Source organism: Streptomyces sp. NPDC059895 (assembly GCF_042731035.1).
Taxonomy (GTDB): domain Bacteria; phylum Actinomycetota; class Actinomycetes; order Streptomycetales; family Streptomycetaceae; genus Streptomyces.
Genome location: NZ_JBHWKO010000008.1, coordinates 174,843 through 193,282, shown reverse-complemented (window position 1 = coordinate 193,282; position 18,440 = coordinate 174,843). Strand labels below are relative to the sequence as shown.

Genomic DNA, 18,440 nt, shown 5'->3' with positions numbered 1-18,440 from the left:
GTGCGGTGGGGTCCGTTCGGGGTGGGAGGGACCCGGGTGCTGCGAGGGGGGAGGTGCTGCGAGGGGGGAGGTGCTGCGGGGTGCGGGGGCGCGGGTCAGGAGGGGGTTCCGTGGACGGCGTCCTCGGCGATGCGCTCGTGGTGGCGGATCACCTCGGCGATGATGAAGTTGAGGAACTTCTCGGCGAAGGCCGGGTCCAGCTTGGCGCTCTCGGCGAGGGCGCGCAGGCGGGCGATCTGGCGGGCCTCGCGGGCCGGGTCGGCCGGGGGGAGCTGGTGGCGGGCCTTGAGGTGGCCGACCTGCTGGGTGGCCTTGAAGCGTTCGGCGAGCATGTGGACGACGGCGGCGTCGATGTTGTCGATGCTGTCACGCAGGCGGGCGAGCTCTTCGAGGACCGCGGGATCGACGGCGCCGGTTCCGGTGTGGCTGGTGGTCATGGGCGTTCACCCTAATCTGTCACCGGGTGCGCTCTGCCGCCGCCCGGGCCGTTCGGGCAGGTGGCGGCGGGAGGGGGTGGGGTAAGCGGCGGGCGGGGGTGGCCGACGGGCGCGGGGCGGATGCCGGGCGGGCGCGGGGCGTCCCGCGCCCGCCCGGTCCTCGTACCGCCCGGTCCTCGTACCGTCCGGTCCTCGTACAGTGGATGAACGGGTTCACGGCGTCTTGGGGGTGCGGACGTGGGCAGCGGTGGAGCGGTCGAGCACGGGTATCCGCATCTGGAGACGGTGCGCAGCGCCGTCACGGCGTTGTACAAGCGGCTGTCCTACGACACCGTCCATCTGTTCGATACGAGTGTGGCGCCGGCCGATGTGGCGTTCTGCGACACCGACGACCTGCATCTGGGGGCGCAGCGGGTGGCGCGCGAGCTGGTGCGGCACTTCCGGTTGCCGGACGCCCGGATCGTCGTCGGCTTCCGGGACATGGAGTTCGCGGCGAACGTCGAACTGGCGGCGGGGCCGGAGTACTTCGTGGAGCTCAATGACCGGTTCCGCGGGCATCGGCGGGACATCGGTGCCGCGTTGGCGCACGAGATCACGCATGTGTTCCTGCACCGGCTGGGGCTGTCGTTCCCGGGCACGCGCGACAACGAGATCCTGACGGACACGGCCACGACCTATCTGGGCGCGGGGTGGCTGCTGCTCGACGCCTACCGGGAGGACGCGGACTCCTCGCAGAAGCTGGGCTATCTGACCCCGGAGGAGTTCGGGTACGTGCTGGCCAAGCGGGCGGTGCTGTTCGGTGAGGACCCGTCGGTGTGGTTCACCAGTCCGCAGGCGTACACGGCGTACACGCGGGGGCGGGAGCGGGCCCTGCTCGACGAGCGGCAGCCGCCGCTGACGGCGGCGGGATGGGCCGGCCGGCGGCGTTACGCCCGGGACCGGCGTCATGCGCAGGACGGCCGGCCCGTCGGGGACGCCCGGCCCGTAGGGGACGCCCCGTACGCGTTCGGGCCGGACGGGCCGGGGCCGCTGCGGGTGACGTTCGCGTGCCCGACCTGCCATCAGCGGATCAGGGTGCCGGTGCGGGGGCGGGTGCGGGCGCGGTGCGGGCTGTGCCGGACGGTGCTGGAGTGCGACACGTAGGCGGGCCGGAGGGGCCGGAGCGGCCGCCGGCCCTCGGGGGACCCCGGTGTGCCCGCCTCAGCGGCCCGGCCGGACGATGCCCAGGGACCGTGCGGCCACCAGCCACTTCGGGAACTCCCCCACCAGCCGGTCGTAGAGGTGCGCGTCCGAGACCTGGCCCGGATCGGAACCGGCGTGGAAGAACCCGGCGTTGTCGACGGCCCTGCGGGCCGGTACGGCCAGCTCGTCGAGCTTGCGCAGGAAGTCGAACTGCCTGCTGCCCGGGTCGCCGAAGCCGATGAACTGCCAGAACAGCGGCAGTTCGGCCGCTTTGCACAGGTAGCGTTCGGCGGCGAGCTTGTTGATCGGACCGCCGTCGGTCTGGAAGACGACCAGGGCGGGTTCCCGGGAGCCGCTGTCGAGGTAGTGGTCGATGACGGCGTCCATCGCCAGGTGGTAGCTGGTCTTGCCCATGTGTCCGAGCCCGGCGACGATCCGCTCGATGCTCCCCCGGTGGTCGGCGAGCGCGATGTCGGTGACGGCGTCCACGTCGGTGGAGAAGAACACCACGGGCACCCGTCCGTCGTCGTCGAGGTGCGCCGACAGCCCCAGCACCCGGTCGGCGAGCGCCTGCACGCTGCCGTCCCGGTAGTGCGGCTTCATCGACCCCGAGTAGTCGACGACCAGGTAGACGGCGGCACGCAGCCCGTCCAGGCCGTGCTTCGTGAGGGACACCCCGGCGCTCTTGTACAGGCTGACCAGCGCGGGCGCCGTCTCCTGGACCTTGCTGAGACTGATCGCGACCATGGCGTCACCCTGCCACACCGGGATGTGCGACGGCGCCTGCCCAGTCGTCCGGTCGGGGACTGTTGGGCAGGCGCCGTCTGTGTTCCGCACGCCGTTGTACGGGACGTTGAGGGGGCGGCCGCCGGGTGGGGCGGCCGCCGGGGGCCGTCAGACCATCAGCGCGCGGTCCGTCGGGCGGATCGGTGCCGGCAGCTCGCTGGCGCCGGTCAGGAAGCGGTCGCAGCCGCGGGCGGCCGAGCGGCCCTCCGCGATCGCCCACACGATGAGCGACTGGCCGCGGCCGGCGTCACCGGCGACGAAGACGCCCGGCACGTTGGTCTGGAAGTCGGCGTCGCGGGCGATGTTGCCGCGCTCGTCGAGCTCCAGGCCGAACTGCTCGACCAGGCCGTTCTCCCGGTCGGTGCCGGTGAAGCCCATGGCGAGGGTGACCAGCTGGGCGGGGATCTTGCGCTCCGTGCCCGGCTTCTGGGTCAGCTTGCCGTCGACGAACTCGACCTCGGTGAGGTGCAGCCACTGGACGTTGCCGTCCTCGTCGCCCTCGAAGTGGGTGGTGGAGACGGAGTAGACCCGCTCGCCGCCCTCCTCGTGGGCCGAGGTGACCTTGTACAGCATGGGGAAGGTCGGCCACGGCTGGGAGACCGCGTTCCGCTCGTCGTTCGGGCGGGGCATGATCTCCAGCTGGGTGACGGAGGCCGCGCCCTGGCGGTGGGCGGTGCCCACGCAGTCCGCGCCGGTGTCGCCGCCGCCGATGACCACGACGTGCTTGCCCTCGGCCGAGATCGGCGGGGAGACGAAGTCGCCCTCCTGGACCTTGTTGGCGAGCGGCAGGTACTCCATGGCCTGGTAGACGCCCTTGAGCTCGCGACCGGGGACCGGCAGGTCACGGGCGGTCGTGGCGCCGGCGGCGATGACGACCGCGTCGTAGCGCTTCCTCAGGTCGGTCGCCTTGAGGTCGCGGCCGATCTCGACGCCGGTGCGGAAGCGGGTGCCCTCCGCGCGCATCTGCTCGATGCGGCGGTTGATGTGCCGCTTCTCCATCTTGAACTCGGGGATGCCGTAGCGCAGGAGGCCTCCGACGCGGTCCGCGCGCTCGTAGACGGCGACGGTGTGGCCGGCCCGGGTCAGCTGCTGCGCGGCGGCGAGTCCCGCCGGGCCCGAGCCGATGACCGCGACGGTCTTGCCGGACAGGCGCTCGGGGATCTGCGGGGCGACGTCCCCGGTCTCCCACGCCTTGTCGATGATCGAGACCTCGACGTTCTTGATCGTGACCGGCGGCTGGTTGATGCCGAGCACGCACGCCGACTCGCAGGGCGCCGGGCACAGCCGCCCGGTGAACTCCGGGAAGTTGTTGGTGGCGTGCAGGCGCTCGGAGGCGGCGCCCCAGTCCTCGCGGTAGGCGTAGTCGTTCCACTCGGGGATCAGGTTCCCCAGCGGACAGCCGTTGTGGCAGAAGGGGATGCCGCAGTCCATGCACCGGCTGGCCTGCTTGCTGATGATCGGCAGCAGCGAGCCGGGGACGTAGACCTCGTTCCAGTCCTTCAGACGCACGTCGACCGGACGGGACCTGGCGACCTCGCGCCCGTGGTTGAGAAAGCCCTTGGGATCAGCCATTGGTCGCCGCCTCCATCATCTTCTCGGTGATCTCGGTCTCGGAGAGACCGGCTCGCTCGGCGGCGTCCTTGGCGGCGAGCACTGCCTTGTACGTACGGGGAATGATCTTGCTGAAGCGCTCCACGGACGCGTCCCAGTCGGCGATGAGCTTCCCGGCGACGGTCGAGCCGGTCTCCTCCGCGTGGCGGCGCACCACGTCGTGCAGCCACTGCTTGTCCGTGTCGTCGAGGGCCTCGACGGCGTCGAGGTTGCCGGCGTTGACGTTGTCGCGCTTGAGGTCGATCACGTAGGCGACGCCGCCGGACATGCCGGCCGCGAAGTTGCGGCCCGTCTCGCCGAGGACCACCGCGTGACCGCCGGTCATGTACTCGCAGCCGTGGTCGCCGACGCCCTCGGAGACGACGGTCGCGCCGGAGTTGCGGACGCAGAACCGCTCGCCGGTGCGGCCGCGCAGGAACAGCTCGCCGCCGGTCGCGCCGTAGGCGATGGTGTTGCCCGCGATCGTGGAGTACTCGGCGAGGTGGTCGGCGGCCCGGTCGGGACGGACGATCACCCGGCCGCCGGAGAGGCCCTTGCCGACGTAGTCGTTGGCGTCGCCCTCCAGGCGCAGCGTGACACCGCGCGGGAGGAAGGCGCCGAAGGACTGGCCGGCCGAGCCGGTGAAGGTGATGTCGATGGTGTCCTCGGGCAGGCCCGCGCCACCGAACTTCTTCGTCACCTCGTGGCCGAGCATGGTGCCGACCGTGCGGTTGATGTTGCGGATGGAGACCTGGGCGCGCACCGGCTGGGCGTCGGTCGCCGAGTCGGCGGCCAGCGCGTCGGCGGCGAGCTTGATCAGCTCGTTGTCGAGCGCCTTCTCCAGGCCGTGGTCCTGCGCGACGATCTGGTGGCGGACCGCGCCCTCGGGCAGTGCCGGGACGTGGAACAGCGGCTCCAGGTTCAGGCCCTGGGCCTTCCAGTGGTCGACGGCGCGCTCGACGTCGAGGATCTCGGCGTGGCCGACGGCCTCCTCGATCGAGCGGAAGCCCAGCTCGGCGAGGAGCTCGCGGACCTCCTGCGCGATGAACTCGAAGAAGTTCACCACGTACTCGGCCTTGCCGGAGAACCGGTCGCGCAGCGTCGGGTTCTGGGTGGCGATGCCGACCGGGCAGGTGTCCAGGTGGCAGACGCGCATCATGACGCAGCCGGAGACGACGAGGGGGGCGGTCGCGAAACCGAACTCCTCGGCGCCGAGCAGCGCGGCGATGACGACGTCGCGGCCGGTCTTCAGCTGGCCGTCGGTCTGGACGACGATGCGGTCGCGCAGGCCGTTGAGCAGCAGGGTCTGCTGGGTCTCGGCGAGGCCGAGCTCCCAGGGGCCGCCCGCGTGCTTCAGCGAGGTGAGCGGGGAGGCGCCGGTGCCGCCGTCGTGGCCGGAGATGAGCACGACGTCCGCGTGGGCCTTGGACACACCCGCCGCGACCGTGCCGACGCCGACCTCGGAGACCAGCTTGACGTGAATCCGCGCCTGCGGGTTCGCGTTCTTCAGGTCGTGGATCAGCTGGGCGAGGTCCTCGATGGAGTAGATGTCGTGGTGCGGCGGCGGGGAGATCAGACCGACGCCCGGGGTCGAGTGCCGGGTCTTGGCGACCCACGGGTAGACCTTGTGGCCGGGCAGCTGGCCGCCCTCGCCGGGCTTGGCGCCCTGGGCCATCTTGATCTGGATGTCGTCCGCGTTGACCAGGTACTCGGAGGTGACGCCGAAGCGGCCGGAGGCGACCTGCTTGATGCTGGACCGGCGCGCCGGGTCGTACAGGCGGTCCGGGTCCTCGCCGCCCTCACCGGTGTTGGACTTGCCGCCCAACTGGTTCATGGCGATGGCGAGGGTCTCGTGCGCCTCCTTGGAGATGGAGCCGTACGACATGGCGCCGGTGGAGAAGCGCTTGACGATCTCGCTGACCGGCTCGACCTCGTCGAGGGAGATCGGCTGCCGGTCCCCGGCCTTGAAGCCGAACAGGCCGCGCAGCGTCATCAGGCGCTCGGACTGCTCGTTCACCCGGTCGGTGTACTTCTTGAAGATGTCGTAGCGGCCGGTGCGCGTGGAGTGCTGGAGGCGGAAGACCGTCTCGGGGTCGAACAGGTGCGGCTCGCCCTCGCGGCGCCACTGGTACTCGCCGCCGATCTCCAGGGCGCGGTGGGCCGGCGCGATGCCGGACGCCGGGTACGCCTTGGCGTGGCGGGCGGCGACCTCCTGGGCGACGACGTCGATGCCGACGCCGCCGATCTTGGTGGCGGTGCCGTTGAAGTACTTCTCGACGAAGGTCTCGTCGAGGCCGACGGCCTCGAAGACCTGGGCGCCGCGGTAGGAGGCGACGGTCGAGATGCCCATCTTGGACATGACCTTCAGGACGCCCTTGCCGAGGGCGTAGATCAGGTTGCGGATGGCCTGCTCGGGCTCCAGGCCGTTGAGGAAGGTGCCGGCGCGCAGCAGGTCCTCGACGGACTCCATCGCCAGGTACGGGTTGACGGCGGCGGCGCCGAAGCCGATGAGCAGGGCGACGTGGTGGACCTCGCGGACGTCACCGGCCTCGACCAGCAGGCCCACCTGGGTGCGCTGCTTGGTGCGGATGAGGTGGTGGTGGACGGCCGCGGTGAGCAGCAGCGACGGGATCGGCGCGTGCTCGGCGTCGGAGTGGCGGTCCGACAGGACGATCAGGCGGGCGCCGTTGTCGATGGCGGCGTCGGCCTCGGCGCAGATCTCGTCGATGCGTGCGGCGAGGGCGTCACCGCCGCCGTGCACGCGGTACAGGCCGGAGAGGGTCGCGGCCTTGAAGCCGGGCATGTCGCCGTCGGCGTTGATGTGGATGAGCTTGGCCAGCTCGTCGTTGTCGATGACCGGGAAGGGCAGCACGACGGAGCGGCAGGAGGCCGCGGTCGGCTCCAGCAGGTTGCCCTGCGGGCCGAGCGAGGAGCGCAGGGAGGTGACCAGTTCCTCGCGGATGGCGTCCAGCGGCGGGTTGGTGACCTGCGCGAACAGCTGGGTGAAGTAGTCGAAGAGCAGCCGCGGGCGCGCGGAGAGCGCGGCGATCGGCGAGTCCGTGCCCATCGAGCCGATCGGCTCGGCGGCGGCCTTGGCCATCGGCGCGAGGAGGACGCGCAGCTCTTCCTCGGTGTAGCCGAAGGTCTGCTGGCGGCGGGTGACCGAGGCGTGGGTGTGCACGATGTGCTCGCGCTCGGGCAGGTCGCCCAGCTCGATCTCGCCGGCCTCGAGCCACTCGGCGTAGGGCGCCTCGGCGGCGAGCTGCGCCTTGATCTCGTCGTCCTCGATGATGCGGTGCTCGACGGTGTCGACGAGGAACATCTTGCCGGGCTGGAGGCGGCCCTTGCGGACCACCTTGGCGGGGTCGATGTCGAGGACGCCGACCTCGGAGCCGAGGACGACGAGGCCGTCGTCGGTGACCCAGTAGCGGCCGGGGCGCAGACCGTTGCGGTCGAGCACGGCGCCGACCTGCTTGCCGTCGGTGAAGGTGACACAGGCCGGGCCGTCCCAGGGCTCCATCATCGTGGAGTGGAACTGGTAGAAGGCGCGCCGGGCCGGGTCCATGGAGTCGTGGTTCTCCCACGCCTCCGGGATCATCATCAGCACGGAGTGCGGCAGCGAGCGGCCACCGAGGTGGAGCAGCTCGAGCACCTCGTCGAAGGACGCCGAGTCCGAGGCGTCCGGCGTACACACCGGGAAGATGCGGTCGATGGCCTTCTCGTCCGAGGCGAACAGCTCGGAGACGAGCTGCGACTCGCGGGCGCGCATCCAGTTGCGGTTGCCCTTGACGGTGTTGATCTCACCGTTGTGCGCGACGAAGCGGTAGGGGTGGGCGAGCGGCCAGCTCGGGAAGGTGTTCGTGGAGAAGCGCGAGTGGACCAGGGCGACGGCCGAGGCGAAGCGGCGGTCGGACAGGTCGGGGAAGAACGGCTCCAGCTGGCCGGTGGTCAGCATGCCCTTGTAGACGATGGTCCGCGCGGACAGCGACGGGAAGTAGACGCCGGCCTCGCGCTCGGCGCGCTTGCGCAGCACGAACGCCTTGCGGTCGAGGGCGATGTCCTTGCTCGTACCGTCGGCGACGAAGATCTCGCGGAAGGCGGGCATCGTCGAGCGGGCGGTGGCGCCGAGGAGTTCGGGGGCGACCGGGACCTCGCGCCAGCCGAGGACGGTCAGGCCCTCTTCAGCGGCGATCGTCTCGATCTGCGAGACGGCTTCGCTCGTGGCGTCCTCGGGGAGGAAGGCGATACCGACGGCGTAGGCACCGGCCTCGGGCAGCTCGAATCCGGCCACCTCGCGGAAGAAGGCGTCGGGGACCTGGGTGAGGATGCCCGCGCCGTCGCCGGAGTCCGGCTCGGAGCCGGTGGCGCCGCGGTGCTCGAGGTTGCGCAGTACGGTGAGCGCCTGCTCCACCAGCGTGTGGCTCGCCTCGCCGGTGAGGGTGGCCACGAAGCCCACGCCGCATGCGTCGTGCTCGTTACGGGGGTCGTACATACCCTGCGCAGCAGGGCGAGCATCCATGAAGGACCAGTTCTGGCCATTCGCGGAGTGCTGGGACGGCTGGCGCGGCGTACGCATCGGCTCTCCCGTCGTCGTCAGTTGGCATATGCATAGTGCCGAGGGACGACGCTGGCCCTCTGCGTGGCTGCAAAATTTCGTGCAGGTTACATGATGGAGCGGTTCTCGGGAACCGGATATTCCGTCCCATCATGCGGACGTCGCGGGGTCGCGACGGGGGCCGCGCGAAGCGGCCTGAAGTGTGGGGTCCGAACCGGACAAGATCGATCAGATCGGTGTCCGCCGGCCCGAGTCGGCGGAGCGAGCGTCGTCGTTCACCCCGCGAGTGCGCCGTAGGCGTCATTGCCCACAGCGCTTACGGCTCATGCCCGGTGGCCATGCGGCCGAAACCAGGGAGTAACGGGTATTTATGCGGCCCATCGCATAAGTACCAGTCGCCCTATCCTACGGCCGTTCCGAACCAACTGCCCAGGGCGTACGTCACACCGGCCGCCGCGCCTCCCAGGGCGAGCTGCCGCAGTCCGCTGTACCACCAGGTCCGCGCGGTCACCCTGGCCACCACGGCACCGCACAGGAAGAGTCCCAGCAGCGCGAGCAGGACGGCGGGCCAGAGGGCCGTGGCTCCCAGCAGGTACGGCAGGACGGGCAGCAGGGCGCCCAGCGCGAAGGAGCCGAAGCTGGACACGGCGGCGACCAGCGGCGAGGGCAGGTCGCCGGGGTCGATGCCCAGCTCCTCGCGGGCGTGGATCTCCAGCGCCTGCTCGGGATCGCGCGACAGCTGGTGGGCGACCTGCCGGGCGAGGTGCGGCTCGACGCCCCGCGCCTCGTAGAGCGCGGCCAGCTCGGCCTCCTCGTCCTTGGGGTGCTTCCTCAGCTCGCGCCGCTCGACGTCGAGCTCGGCCTCGACCAGCTCACGCTGGGAGGCGACGGAGGTGTACTCGCCGGCGGCCATGGAGAAGGCGCCGGCGGCGAGACCGGCGAGACCGCTCAGCACGATGGCCTGCTGGCCGGCCGACCCGCCCGCGACACCGGTCATCAGGGCGAGGTTGGAGACCAGCCCGTCCATGGCGCCGAAGACGGCGGGGCGCAGCCAGCCGCCGTTCACGTCCCGGTGCGTGTGGTTGTCGCGGTGCGCCTCGTGCAGCGCGGCCTCGGTGTCGATGACGGCCATAGGGGTCCCCCAGAAGCTAAGGCTAGGCTAAGTTTGGACTAGTTCCACTTTTTTACAACGACCAGAGTACGCTCGCTATTTCCGTGTCGCCAGGAAGGAAAGGCTGCTCTAACCTGCGGCTTTACCCAGAAACGCTCATCCGATCAAGGTCATGCACATATGTCGACCGGGTGACATGGCGTCTTTCAGGCTCAGGTCAACCGCCGACGGTGGGACACATTCACAAAAGGGCTCCGCGCCCGTGCGGAACCCCCTGAGGGAAGGCCCCGTATGGCATCGACCGCCTGCATCCCCCCGATCCCGGCGCCGGGGGACGCCGCCGAACTCCGCGAACGGGCCCGCGGCGCACTGCTCGGCCTCGCCGTCGGAGACGCCCTCGGAGCGCCGGCCGAGAACCTGAAGCCCTCCGAGATCCGCGCCCGCTGGGGCCGCATCACCGGGTACGTCGAGGACAAGCCCGCCGGCACGGACGACACCGAGTACGCGATCTTCTCCGGCCTGCTGCTGGCCCGGCACGGCTCGGCGCTCACCCCCGCCCATGTGGAGGCGGCCTGGCACGAGTGGATCGCCGACCGCGACGAGGGCCCCTTCCGCGGAGCGGGCTTCAGCGAGCGCGGCACGCTGGAGAACCTCCGCCGGGGACTGGCCGCCCCCATCTCCGCCCAGCACCGGCACGCCTGGAGCGACGGCCTCGCCATGCGCGCGGCCCCCTTCGGCGTCTTCGCCGCGGGGCGGCCCGCCGAAGCGGCACGCCTGGTCGCCATCGACGGCTCGGTCAGCCACGACGGCGAGGGCATCTACGGCGGCCAGGCCGTCGCGGCGGGAGTGGCCGCGGCGATGGCGGGCGCGCCGACGGTCGCGGTCGTGGCCGCCGCGCTCGCCGTCGTCCCCGACGACTCCTGGACGGCCCGTTCCCTGCGCCGCGCGGTCGCCGTGGCCCACTGCGGTGAACGCGCCGTCCGCTCGGCGGTCGTCATCGGCGGCTACCCGTGGACCGACCTGGCCCCCGAGGCCGTGGCCCTCGCCTTCGGCGCGTACGCGTCGGCCGACGGCGACTTCACCCAGGCCGTCCTCACCGCCGTGAACATGGGCCGCGACGCCGACACCACGGCGGCGGTGGCCGGCGCCCTGGCCGGCGCGACCCGGGGCGAGCCGGCCGTCCCGGCCGACTGGGCGGCCGCCATCGGCCCGGCACGCGGCAGCTGCCTGCCCTCCATGGCCGGACACCACGTCCTGGACGTGGCGGAACTCCTGACGCCGGTGGAGGCCGGACGCTGGGGGACGAGCGGCCGCGCGCCCGCGGAGACCCCGGTCCGGACCACCGCCCCCGCACGCCACCCGGCGGAGGTGCGCTCATGAGGCCGCCGGGCCCGTGGGAGGAGGGCATGACGGCGGGCGCGGCCGACGCCCTGATCACTACGGACCCAGCCCCCACGACGGATCCGACGGTCACGACGGACTCGGCGGACCCGACACCCACGACGGACTCGGCGGACTCGGCGGACCCGTCGGTCACGACGGTCACGACGGTCACGACGGTCACGGCGGGCCCGGAGGACCCGACCGTCACGACAGGCCCGGAGGACCCGACCGTCACCACAAACCCGGAGGACCCGACCGTCACCGCAGGCCCCGATGACCCGACGGTCACCACAGTCACACCCGACACGAAGGGCACGACCGGCACGGACGGCACGACCGGCACGACCAGCACGACCAGCACGACCAGCACGACCGGCACGACCGGCACGGACGGCACGACAACCCCAGCAGCCCCAGCAGCCCCAGCAGCCCCAGCAGCCCCAGCAGCCCCAGCAGCCCCAGCAGCCCCAGCAGAACCTCCCCCGACAGCCCCGCCCCCATCGGCGAAGCCGAACGATCTCACGGTCACCGCGAAGCCGAACGGCCCGACGATCATGATCACGGCGCCTCCGCCCACGGCTACGCCACCACCGCCCCCGCCCCCGCCTACGCCCTCACCCCCACCGCCCCCACCGCCCCCGCCCACCGCGCCGAAGCCGGGCGGAGCCGCGGCCGCCGGCGGCGGGGAGCCCCCACCGGGGCCACCCGCACCCGGCGACGAGAGCCGCACGGGCGGTGCGGGTGGGAGACACCACCCGGCCGGCGGCGCAGCCGAGGCCGCCCCCGACCGCCCCCGCCGCCGGCAGGCATCCCGTACCGAGGGCCTCCTGCTCGGCCTCGCGGCGGGCGACGCCGCCGGGTGGCCCGCCGCCCGCCACCGGGCCGCCCGCATGCCGGACTGGACCCGCCGCCTCACCCGCGAACTGGACACCTTCGCCGAACAGAACGCGACCACCACCCTCCCCGTCCCCATCGCCCTCAACCAGCCCCCCGAACCCCTCCGCCTCGGCCCCTCCGACGACGCGGAGTGGGCGGCCTTCGCGGCGGAGGCCCTGCTGCGCGCCGGCGACGACAGCGTTCTCGGCGACCTGAGCCGCGAGCGCCGTACCCGCGCCGCCATCGACCTCACCTGGAACGCGATCGCCGGCGAGGTCGCCGCGGCGGCCGACCGCGCCCCCGAGGTCGAGTCGGCCGTCCTCCCGCTGCGCGCCCGCATCTCCGTGCGGGCCGGTCTCGGCAACCTCGCCACCGGTCTGCGCCCGCCCGCCACCGGCCACGACAACCCGCACTACTTCGACGACGCCGCCTGTGTCCGCGCCTGCGTGCTCGCCGTGGCCCACCCCGGCGACCCCCGACGCGCCGCGGCCCTCGCCGAGTTCGACGCCCGCTACACCCAGGACGGCGACGGCGTGCACGGCGCGCGGGCGATGGCGGCGGCCCTCTCGCTGGCTCTGGCCGGCGCGGACGCCCCCGCCTGTGTGGCGGCGGCGCTCGCCGAGCTCCCCGAGGCGACGGAGATCGGCCGCAACGCCCGCCACGCCGTGGACCTCGCCCGCGCCGCCGAGAGCGCCTTCGCGCTGGTCCCCCTCCTGGAACACCAGATCGTCGACCACGTCTACAGCTACGGCATCGCCGCCGCCGAGACCGTGCCGGTGGCCCTCGCCCTCGCCCTCGCCTCGGGCGGCCGTATCGCCGAGGCCGTACCGGCGGCGGCGTGTCTGTCCCGGGTGGCGGACTCCGCCCCCGCCCTCGCGGGTGCCCTGACCGGCGCGCTGGGCGGCGGCGAGGCGATCCCGGCCGCCTGGCGCGACGCCTGCCGCACCCTCTCCGGCTGCGCCCTGCCCCGCCTCACCGGCACCGACCTGGTGGAACTCGCCGGGCTCCTGGAAGCCGCGCAACCGGCTCCACCCGGAGGATGATTCGGGGCATGACACCCAAAACAGAAGAACGTCACGAAAGTCCGGGAGAGCCCCTGGAGGTCCGGGTCACGGCCGCCCTCGTCGGCGCGGCCGTCGGCGACGCTCTCGGCGGCCCCGTCGAGGGCTACTCCCCCGACCAGATCCTCCAGCGTCACGGCGGCCGCGTCCACGGCATCGTCGGTCCCTGGAACGGCGACGACTGGCGCACCGCCCGCCCCCTCGCGCCGTACCACAAGGGCGACGGCCACGTCACCGACGACACCTTGCTGACGCATGCGCTGATCAGGGTCTACGCCACGGTCCGCGACCACCTGGACGCCTACGCGCTCGCCGGGCACCTGGTGCCCGACCTGATCACGAACCCCCGCTGGATCCCCGAGCTGGAGGCCGAGGCACTCCCCCTGCACCGCGTCTTCCTGGCCGAGAAGTGGCTGGTGACAAGGCTTCACTACGGCCATGTGGACCCCCGCGAGGCAGGCGTCGGCAACATCGTCAACTGCGGTGCGGCCATGTACATGGCGCCGGTCGGCCTGGTCAACGCGGCCAACCCGCGGGCCGCCTACGCGGAGGCGATCGATGTGGCGGGCGCCCACCAGTCGTCGTACGGCCGGGAGGCGGCGGGTGTCTTCGCGGCGGCGGTGGCGGCGGCCTGCGCGCCCGGGGCCACGGCGGACTCGGTGGTGACGGCGTGTCTGTCCCTGGCCAAGGACGGCACCCGCACGGCGATCGAGAAGGTGTGCGAAGTGGCGTCCCGGCACCGGGACTTCGAGTCGGCCCTGGCACCGCTGCGCGAGGCCGTGGCCCCCTACGACACGGTGGGCCCCGACTACCGGGCCCCCTCGCTGGCCGCCCGCCGCCCGTCCCGTCTGCACGCGATCGAGGAACTCCCCGTCGCCCTGGGGATGGTGCTGGTCGCCGGCGGCGACTACCGGCACGCCGTCCTGGGCGCGGTGAACTACGGCCGGGACTGCGACTCGATCGCGACGATGGCCGGCGCGCTGACCGGCGCCCTGGGCTCCCCCGTCCCCGACGACTGGTCGAAGCGGGTGGCGGAGGCCAGCCGCCTGGACCTGTGGGAACCGGCGAGGACCCTCACCGAGGTGGCCCGGGAGATCTTCGACAAGGACCTCGGGCGCCGTCGGGCCCACGAGCGGGCGTTCACCGCGATGGGGGGCCGGGGATGCTCCGACTGACCTGGGTCCAGCCGGAGGACCTCGTCGGCCACGAACTGCGGCAGGCCGTCCAGGACGGCCGCGAACCGTCGGCGATCGCGGCCCGCTGGGCGGCGGCGGGCGGCCGTCAGGCCCCGGAGCGGGCGGGCGCCTCCCCCCACCGGGCCTCCCCCTACCTGCGGCTCCTGGCCGAGGACCTGCTGGACGAACTGGCCGACCTGCCGAGCCGCCTGGCGGAGGAGGAGCCGACGGACCTGGCGCGCATCCGGTCGCTCTGCCCCGGGTGGCCGCGGACGCCCGGCGCCCGGCGCACCGTGCCCGTGGCCGCCCTGGAGGCGGCCTGGCTGGGCCGGGCCGTGGGCTGCCTCCTCGGCAAGCCGGTGGAGAAACTCCCCCTGGACGGCATCCGCGCCCTCGCCCGGTCCGCCGGGAACTGGCCCCTCGACGACTACTTCACCGCTCGGGGGGTCCCCCCGGACGTCCTCGCGGCGTACCCCTGGAACCGCCGCTCGGCGGGCACCTCCCTCGCCGAGAACATCGACGGCATGCCCGAGGACGACGACCTCAACTACCCCCTCCTCAACCTCCTCGTGCTGCAACGCCACGGCAGGCACTTCACCACCACCGACGTGGCCCGGGTCTGGCTCGACGAACTCCCCGCCGGCCGCACCTTCACCGCCGAACGCCTCGCCTACCGCAACCTCCTCTCCGGCGTCGAACCCCCGCTCACCGCCCGCCGGCGCAACCCGTTCCGGGAGTGGATCGGCGCCCTCATCCGGGCCGACGTCCACGGCTGGACCAACCCGGGCGACCCGGGCGCCGCCGCGGCCCAGGCCCACCGCGACGCCACCCTCACCCACACGGCCAACGGCGTCTACGCGGCGATGTTCGCCGCGGCCGTCATCGCGGCCGCGGCCGGCGGCACCCACGACGTGCACGCCTGTCTGCGCACCGGCCTCGCCGTCGTCCCGCCCCGCTCCCGCCTGGCCCGGGCGGTCACCCACGCCGTCCGACTCGCCCGCGCCCACGAGGACTTCGACACGGTCGTGGACGAACTCCACGCCGCCCACGCCGCGACCCACCACTGGGTGCACGCGATCCCCAACACCGCGCTCGCCGCCGCCGCCCTCACCCACGCCGGCGGCGACTTCACCGGATCCGTCCGCCGAGCCGTGTCGGGAGGCTGGGACACCGACTCCAACGGCGCCTTCGCCGGCGGCGTCGCCGCGCTCCTGGCCGGCGAGCCCGCCGCGCTCCCCGACCGCTGGACGGCCCCCCTGAAGAACCGTCTGGCCACCTCCGTCGCCGACTTCGACGGCACCGGTTTCGACACCCTCGCCCACCTCACCCACCGGGAGGCATCCCGCCCATGACCGACATCGTCGTGCTCGGCAGCACGAACATGGACCTCGTCGCCTACGTCGAGAAGGCCCCGCAGCGCGGGGAGACCGTGACGGGACGGCAGTTCCGCACCATCCCCGGCGGCAAGGGCGCCAACCAGGCGATCGCCGCGGCCCACGCCGGCGCCACCGTCTCGATGATCGGCGCCGTCGGCAACGACGCCTTCGGCACCCGGCTGCGCTCCACCCTCGAACACTCCGGCGTGAACACCGACCACCTGCGCACGGTGGAGGGCCCCTCCGGCACCGCCCACATCGTCGTGGACGACGAGGGCGGCAACGCGATCGTCGTCGTCCCCGGCGCCAACGGCACCGTCGACCACCTGGTCCCCGGCGACGAGGTCCTCATCGCCTCCGCCGACGCCCTGCTGCTCCAGTTGGAGATCCCCCTCCCGGCGGTCGTGGCGGGCGCCCGCGCGGCCCGCGCCCACGGCGTCCGCACCCTCCTCACCCCCGCCCCCGCCCAGCCGCTGCCCGCCGAACTCCTCGACGCCACCGACCTGTTGGTGCCCAACGAGCACGAGGCCACCGCGCTCACCGGCCGCACCGATCCGCACGAGGCAGCCCTCGCCCTCCTCGACAGCGTCCCCGAGGTCGTCGTCACCCTCGGCGCGGCGGGCAGCCTGTACGCGGCCCGCGGCACCGAGCCGCTGACCGTCCCCGCGCCGCACGTCACCGCCGTGGACTCCACGGGCGCGGGCGACACCTTCGCCGGCGCCCTCGCCGTGGCCCTCGGCGAGGAGCGTTGCGTAGCCGAGGCCCTGGCCTGGGCCGCCGCGGCGGCCGCGCTGTCGGTCCAGCGGGCGGGCGCGTCGGCGTCGATGCCGTACCGCTCCGAGATCGACCGGCAGTACGCGTCATGACCGGCACCGGCACCGCGCCCCTGCACGGACTGCGCGTCCTCGACCTGGCCACCCTCTTCGCCGGCCCCCTGGCCGCCACCATGCTCGGCGACTTCGGCGCGGAGGTCGTCAAGATCGAGCACCCGGAGCGGCCCGACCCGTCCCGCGGCCACGGCCCGTCCAAGGACGGCGTCGGCCTGTGGTGGAAGATCCTCGCCCGCAACAAACGGACCGTCACCCTCAACCTCTCCCGGCCCGGCGGGCGCGCCACCCTCCTGCGGCTCGCCGCCACCGCCGACGTGATCATCGAGAACTTCCGCCCCGGCACCCTGGAGAAGTGGGACCTCGGCTGGGAGGAACTGTCCGCGGTCAACCCCCGCCTGATCCTCACCCGCGTCACCGGCTTCGGCCAGTTCGGCCCCTACGCGCACCGCCCCGGCTTCGGCACCCTCGCCGAGGCGATGAGCGGCTTCGCCGCGATCACCGGCGAACCGGACGCGCCCCCGACCCTCCCGCCCTTCGGCCTCGCCGACTCCATCGCGGGCCTGGCCACGGCATACGCGGTGATGACGGCCCTCGCCGCCCGCGACCGCACGGGCGAGGGCCAGGTCGTCGACATGGCGATCATCGAACCGATCCTGACGGTCCTCGGCCCCCAGCCCCTCTGGTACGACCAACTGGGCTATGTGCAGGAACGCACCGGCAACCGGTCCGCCAACAACGCCCCGCGCAACACCTACCGCACGGCGGACGGCCGGTGGGTCGCCGTGTCGACGTCCGCCCAGTCGGTGGCGGAGCGCGTCATGCGGCTGGTCGGCCGCCCCGACCTGATCGACGAGCCGTGGTTCACGACGGGCGCCGGCCGGGCCGCCCACGCCGACGTCCTCGACGAGGCGGTCGGCCGGTGGATCGCCGCGAACACCCGCACCGACGTCGTCGCCGCCTTCGAGAAGGCGGAGGCGGCGGTCGCCCCGGTGCAGGACGTGCGCGACGTGATGACGGACCCTCAGTACCAGGCGCTCGACACGGTCACCACCGTCGACGATCCCGAACTGGGCCCGATCCGTATGCAGAACGTCCTGTTCCGTCTCTCCTCGACGCCCGGCGCGATCCGCTGGGCGGGCCGTCCGCACGGCGCGGACACCGAGGCGGTCCTCACCGAACTCGGGCTGACCGCCGCCGACCTGTCCGCCCTGCGCGCGGAGGGCGCCCTGTGATCCACCCGCTGACCTGGCTGTACGCCCCCGGCGACCGCCCGCACATCGTCGCCAAGGCCCTCACCCGCGGGGCGGACGTCGTCGTGATCGACCTGGAGGACGCGGTCGCCCCCGACCGCAAGGAGTACGCCCGCACCGCCACCGCCGAACTGCTGTCCGAACGACAGCCGGTGCCGGTGCACGTGCGGATCAACGCCCTGGACGGTCCCTGGGCCGCCGCCGACCTGCGGGCCGTGGCGACCCTGCCCGGCGTCCGCGGTCTGCGCCTGCCGAAGGTGACCTCGCCCGCCCAGATCACCGGTATCGCCGAGCACACCCCGGGCCCGTTCCACGCCCTGCTGGAGACAGCCCTCGGCGTCGAGCGCGCCTACGCCATCGCCGCCGCGCACCCCGCCCTGCGCGGTGTCTCCCTGGGCGAGGCGGATCTCCGCGCCGACCTGGGCATCCGGGAGGACGCGGGCCTGGACTGGTCCCGCTCCCGGGTGATCGTCGCCGCGCGGGCGGCGGGCCTGGCACCGCCCGCGCAGTCGGTGCATCCCGACACCCGCGACCTGGAAGGTCTGGCGGCCACCTGCGCCCACGGCCGCACCCTCGGCTTCCTGGGCCGCGCCGCCATCCACCCCCGTCAGCTCCCCCTCATCGAACGGGCCTACCTGCCCACCCAGCGGGAGATCGAGGAGGCGGAGACGATCGTCAAGGCGGCGGCACACCAACAGGGCGCCCAGGCCCTGCCCGACGGCCGCTTCATCGACGCGGCGGTGGTGGCGACGGCACGGCGGACGCTGTCGCTGGCCCGCCGGATCTAGGTGCCGAGCCGCCCACGAGCGGCACCCGGACCGCACACGG

At 73.1% G+C, this 18,440-nt stretch carries 13 protein-coding genes; 8 read left to right on the top strand and 5 right to left on the bottom strand.

The genetic code is table 11. The features are described from left to right. Nucleotides 1–95: 95 nt before the first annotated feature. Nucleotides 96–437, bottom strand: coding sequence for a chorismate mutase (locus tag ACFV9M_RS12675; RefSeq protein WP_385064289.1), 342 nt, complete (start codon nt 435–437; stop codon nt 96–98). Nucleotides 438–674: 237 nt separating this feature from the next. On the opposite strand from ACFV9M_RS12675, the gene ACFV9M_RS12670 reads away from it, so the two are divergent. Beyond that, nucleotides 675–1,580, top strand: coding sequence for a hypothetical protein (locus tag ACFV9M_RS12670; protein ID WP_385064286.1), 906 nt, complete (start codon nt 675–677; stop codon nt 1,578–1,580). Nucleotides 1,581–1,637: 57 nt separating this feature from the next. Here ACFV9M_RS12670 and ACFV9M_RS12665 read toward each other — a convergent pair whose 3' ends face one another. The 4 genes from ACFV9M_RS12665 to ACFV9M_RS12650 all read right to left on the bottom strand — a co-directional run bounded on the left by ACFV9M_RS12665 (nt 1,638) and on the right by ACFV9M_RS12650 (nt 9,682). Next, nucleotides 1,638–2,366: a VWA domain-containing protein gene (locus ACFV9M_RS12665; protein ID WP_385064283.1), complete on the bottom strand. Its 729-nt coding sequence runs from the start codon at nt 2,364–2,366 to the stop codon at nt 1,638–1,640. Between the two features lie 147 nt (nt 2,367–2,513). Beyond that, complete coding sequence (locus ACFV9M_RS12660; RefSeq protein WP_385064280.1) at nt 2,514–3,977, bottom strand: glutamate synthase subunit beta; 1,464 nt, start codon at nt 3,975–3,977, stop codon at nt 2,514–2,516. Beyond that, complete coding sequence (gene gltB / locus ACFV9M_RS12655; protein WP_385064278.1) at nt 3,970–8,571, bottom strand: glutamate synthase large subunit; 4,602 nt, start codon at nt 8,569–8,571, stop codon at nt 3,970–3,972. The genes ACFV9M_RS12660 and gltB overlap by 8 nt, the downstream gene beginning before the upstream one ends. A 379-nt stretch (nt 8,572–8,950) precedes the next feature. Beyond that, nucleotides 8,951–9,682: a VIT1/CCC1 transporter family protein gene (locus ACFV9M_RS12650; RefSeq protein ID WP_385064276.1), complete on the bottom strand. Its 732-nt coding sequence runs from the start codon at nt 9,680–9,682 to the stop codon at nt 8,951–8,953. A gap of 270 nt (nt 9,683–9,952) precedes the next feature. Here ACFV9M_RS12650 and ACFV9M_RS12645 point away from each other — a divergent pair, with 270 nt between their 5' ends. From ACFV9M_RS12645 to ACFV9M_RS12615, 7 genes are all read left to right on the top strand, one after another. After that, on the top strand, nt 9,953–11,041 hold the full coding sequence (locus tag ACFV9M_RS12645; protein ID WP_385064274.1) for an ADP-ribosylglycohydrolase family protein: 1,089 nt from the start codon (nt 9,953–9,955) through the stop codon (nt 11,039–11,041). A gap of 557 nt (nt 11,042–11,598) precedes the next feature. After that, on the top strand, nt 11,599–12,963 hold the full coding sequence (locus ACFV9M_RS12640) for an ADP-ribosylglycohydrolase family protein (protein ID WP_385064273.1): 1,365 nt from the start codon (nt 11,599–11,601) through the stop codon (nt 12,961–12,963). An 8-nt stretch (nt 12,964–12,971) separates the two neighbouring features. After that, complete coding sequence (locus ACFV9M_RS12635; protein WP_385064271.1) at nt 12,972–14,156, top strand: ADP-ribosylglycohydrolase family protein; 1,185 nt, start codon at nt 12,972–12,974, stop codon at nt 14,154–14,156. Next, nucleotides 14,144–15,508: an ADP-ribosylglycohydrolase family protein gene (locus ACFV9M_RS12630; protein ID WP_385064270.1), complete on the top strand. Its 1,365-nt coding sequence runs from the start codon at nt 14,144–14,146 to the stop codon at nt 15,506–15,508. Before ACFV9M_RS12635 ends, ACFV9M_RS12630 begins: the two co-directional genes overlap by 13 nt. Continuing rightward, nucleotides 15,505–16,398, top strand: coding sequence for a ribokinase (gene rbsK, locus ACFV9M_RS12625; RefSeq protein ID WP_385064267.1), 894 nt, complete (start codon nt 15,505–15,507; stop codon nt 16,396–16,398). Before ACFV9M_RS12630 ends, rbsK begins: the two co-directional genes overlap by 4 nt. Further along, nucleotides 16,395–17,594: a CaiB/BaiF CoA transferase family protein gene (locus ACFV9M_RS12620; RefSeq protein ID WP_385064264.1), complete on the top strand. Its 1,200-nt coding sequence runs from the start codon at nt 16,395–16,397 to the stop codon at nt 17,592–17,594. Before rbsK ends, ACFV9M_RS12620 begins: the two co-directional genes overlap by 4 nt. Further along, nucleotides 17,591–18,400, top strand: a complete 810-nt coding sequence (locus ACFV9M_RS12615; protein WP_385064262.1) for an HpcH/HpaI aldolase/citrate lyase family protein — start codon at nt 17,591–17,593, stop codon at nt 18,398–18,400. The genes ACFV9M_RS12620 and ACFV9M_RS12615 overlap by 4 nt, the downstream gene beginning before the upstream one ends. Nucleotides 18,401–18,440 lie beyond the last annotated feature (40 nt).

Excerpts from the sequence above, each read along its gene's own strand:
- ACFV9M_RS12675 (WP_385064289.1), bottom strand. The coding sequence starts at position 437 with ATGACCACCAGCCACACCGGAACCGGCGCCGTCGATCCCGCGGTCCTC.
- ACFV9M_RS12665 (WP_385064283.1), bottom strand. The coding sequence starts at position 2,366 with ATGGTCGCGATCAGTCTCAGCAAGGTCCAGGAGACGGCGCCCGCGCTG.
- ACFV9M_RS12660 (WP_385064280.1), bottom strand. The coding sequence starts at position 3,977 with ATGGCTGATCCCAAGGGCTTTCTCAACCACGGGCGCGAGGTCGCCAGG.
- gltB (WP_385064278.1), bottom strand. The coding sequence starts at position 8,571 with ATGCGTACGCCGCGCCAGCCGTCCCAGCACTCCGCGAATGGCCAGAAC.
- ACFV9M_RS12650 (WP_385064276.1), bottom strand. The coding sequence starts at position 9,682 with ATGGCCGTCATCGACACCGAGGCCGCGCTGCACGAGGCGCACCGCGAC.
- ACFV9M_RS12645 (WP_385064274.1), top strand. The coding sequence starts at position 9,953 with ATGGCATCGACCGCCTGCATCCCCCCGATCCCGGCGCCGGGGGACGCC.
- ACFV9M_RS12640 (WP_385064273.1), top strand. The coding sequence starts at position 11,599 with ATGATCACGGCGCCTCCGCCCACGGCTACGCCACCACCGCCCCCGCCC.
- ACFV9M_RS12635 (WP_385064271.1), top strand. The coding sequence starts at position 12,972 with ATGACACCCAAAACAGAAGAACGTCACGAAAGTCCGGGAGAGCCCCTG.
- ACFV9M_RS12630 (WP_385064270.1), top strand. The coding sequence starts at position 14,144 with ATGCTCCGACTGACCTGGGTCCAGCCGGAGGACCTCGTCGGCCACGAA.
- rbsK (WP_385064267.1), top strand. The coding sequence starts at position 15,505 with ATGACCGACATCGTCGTGCTCGGCAGCACGAACATGGACCTCGTCGCC.
- ACFV9M_RS12620 (WP_385064264.1), top strand. The coding sequence starts at position 16,395 with ATGACCGGCACCGGCACCGCGCCCCTGCACGGACTGCGCGTCCTCGAC.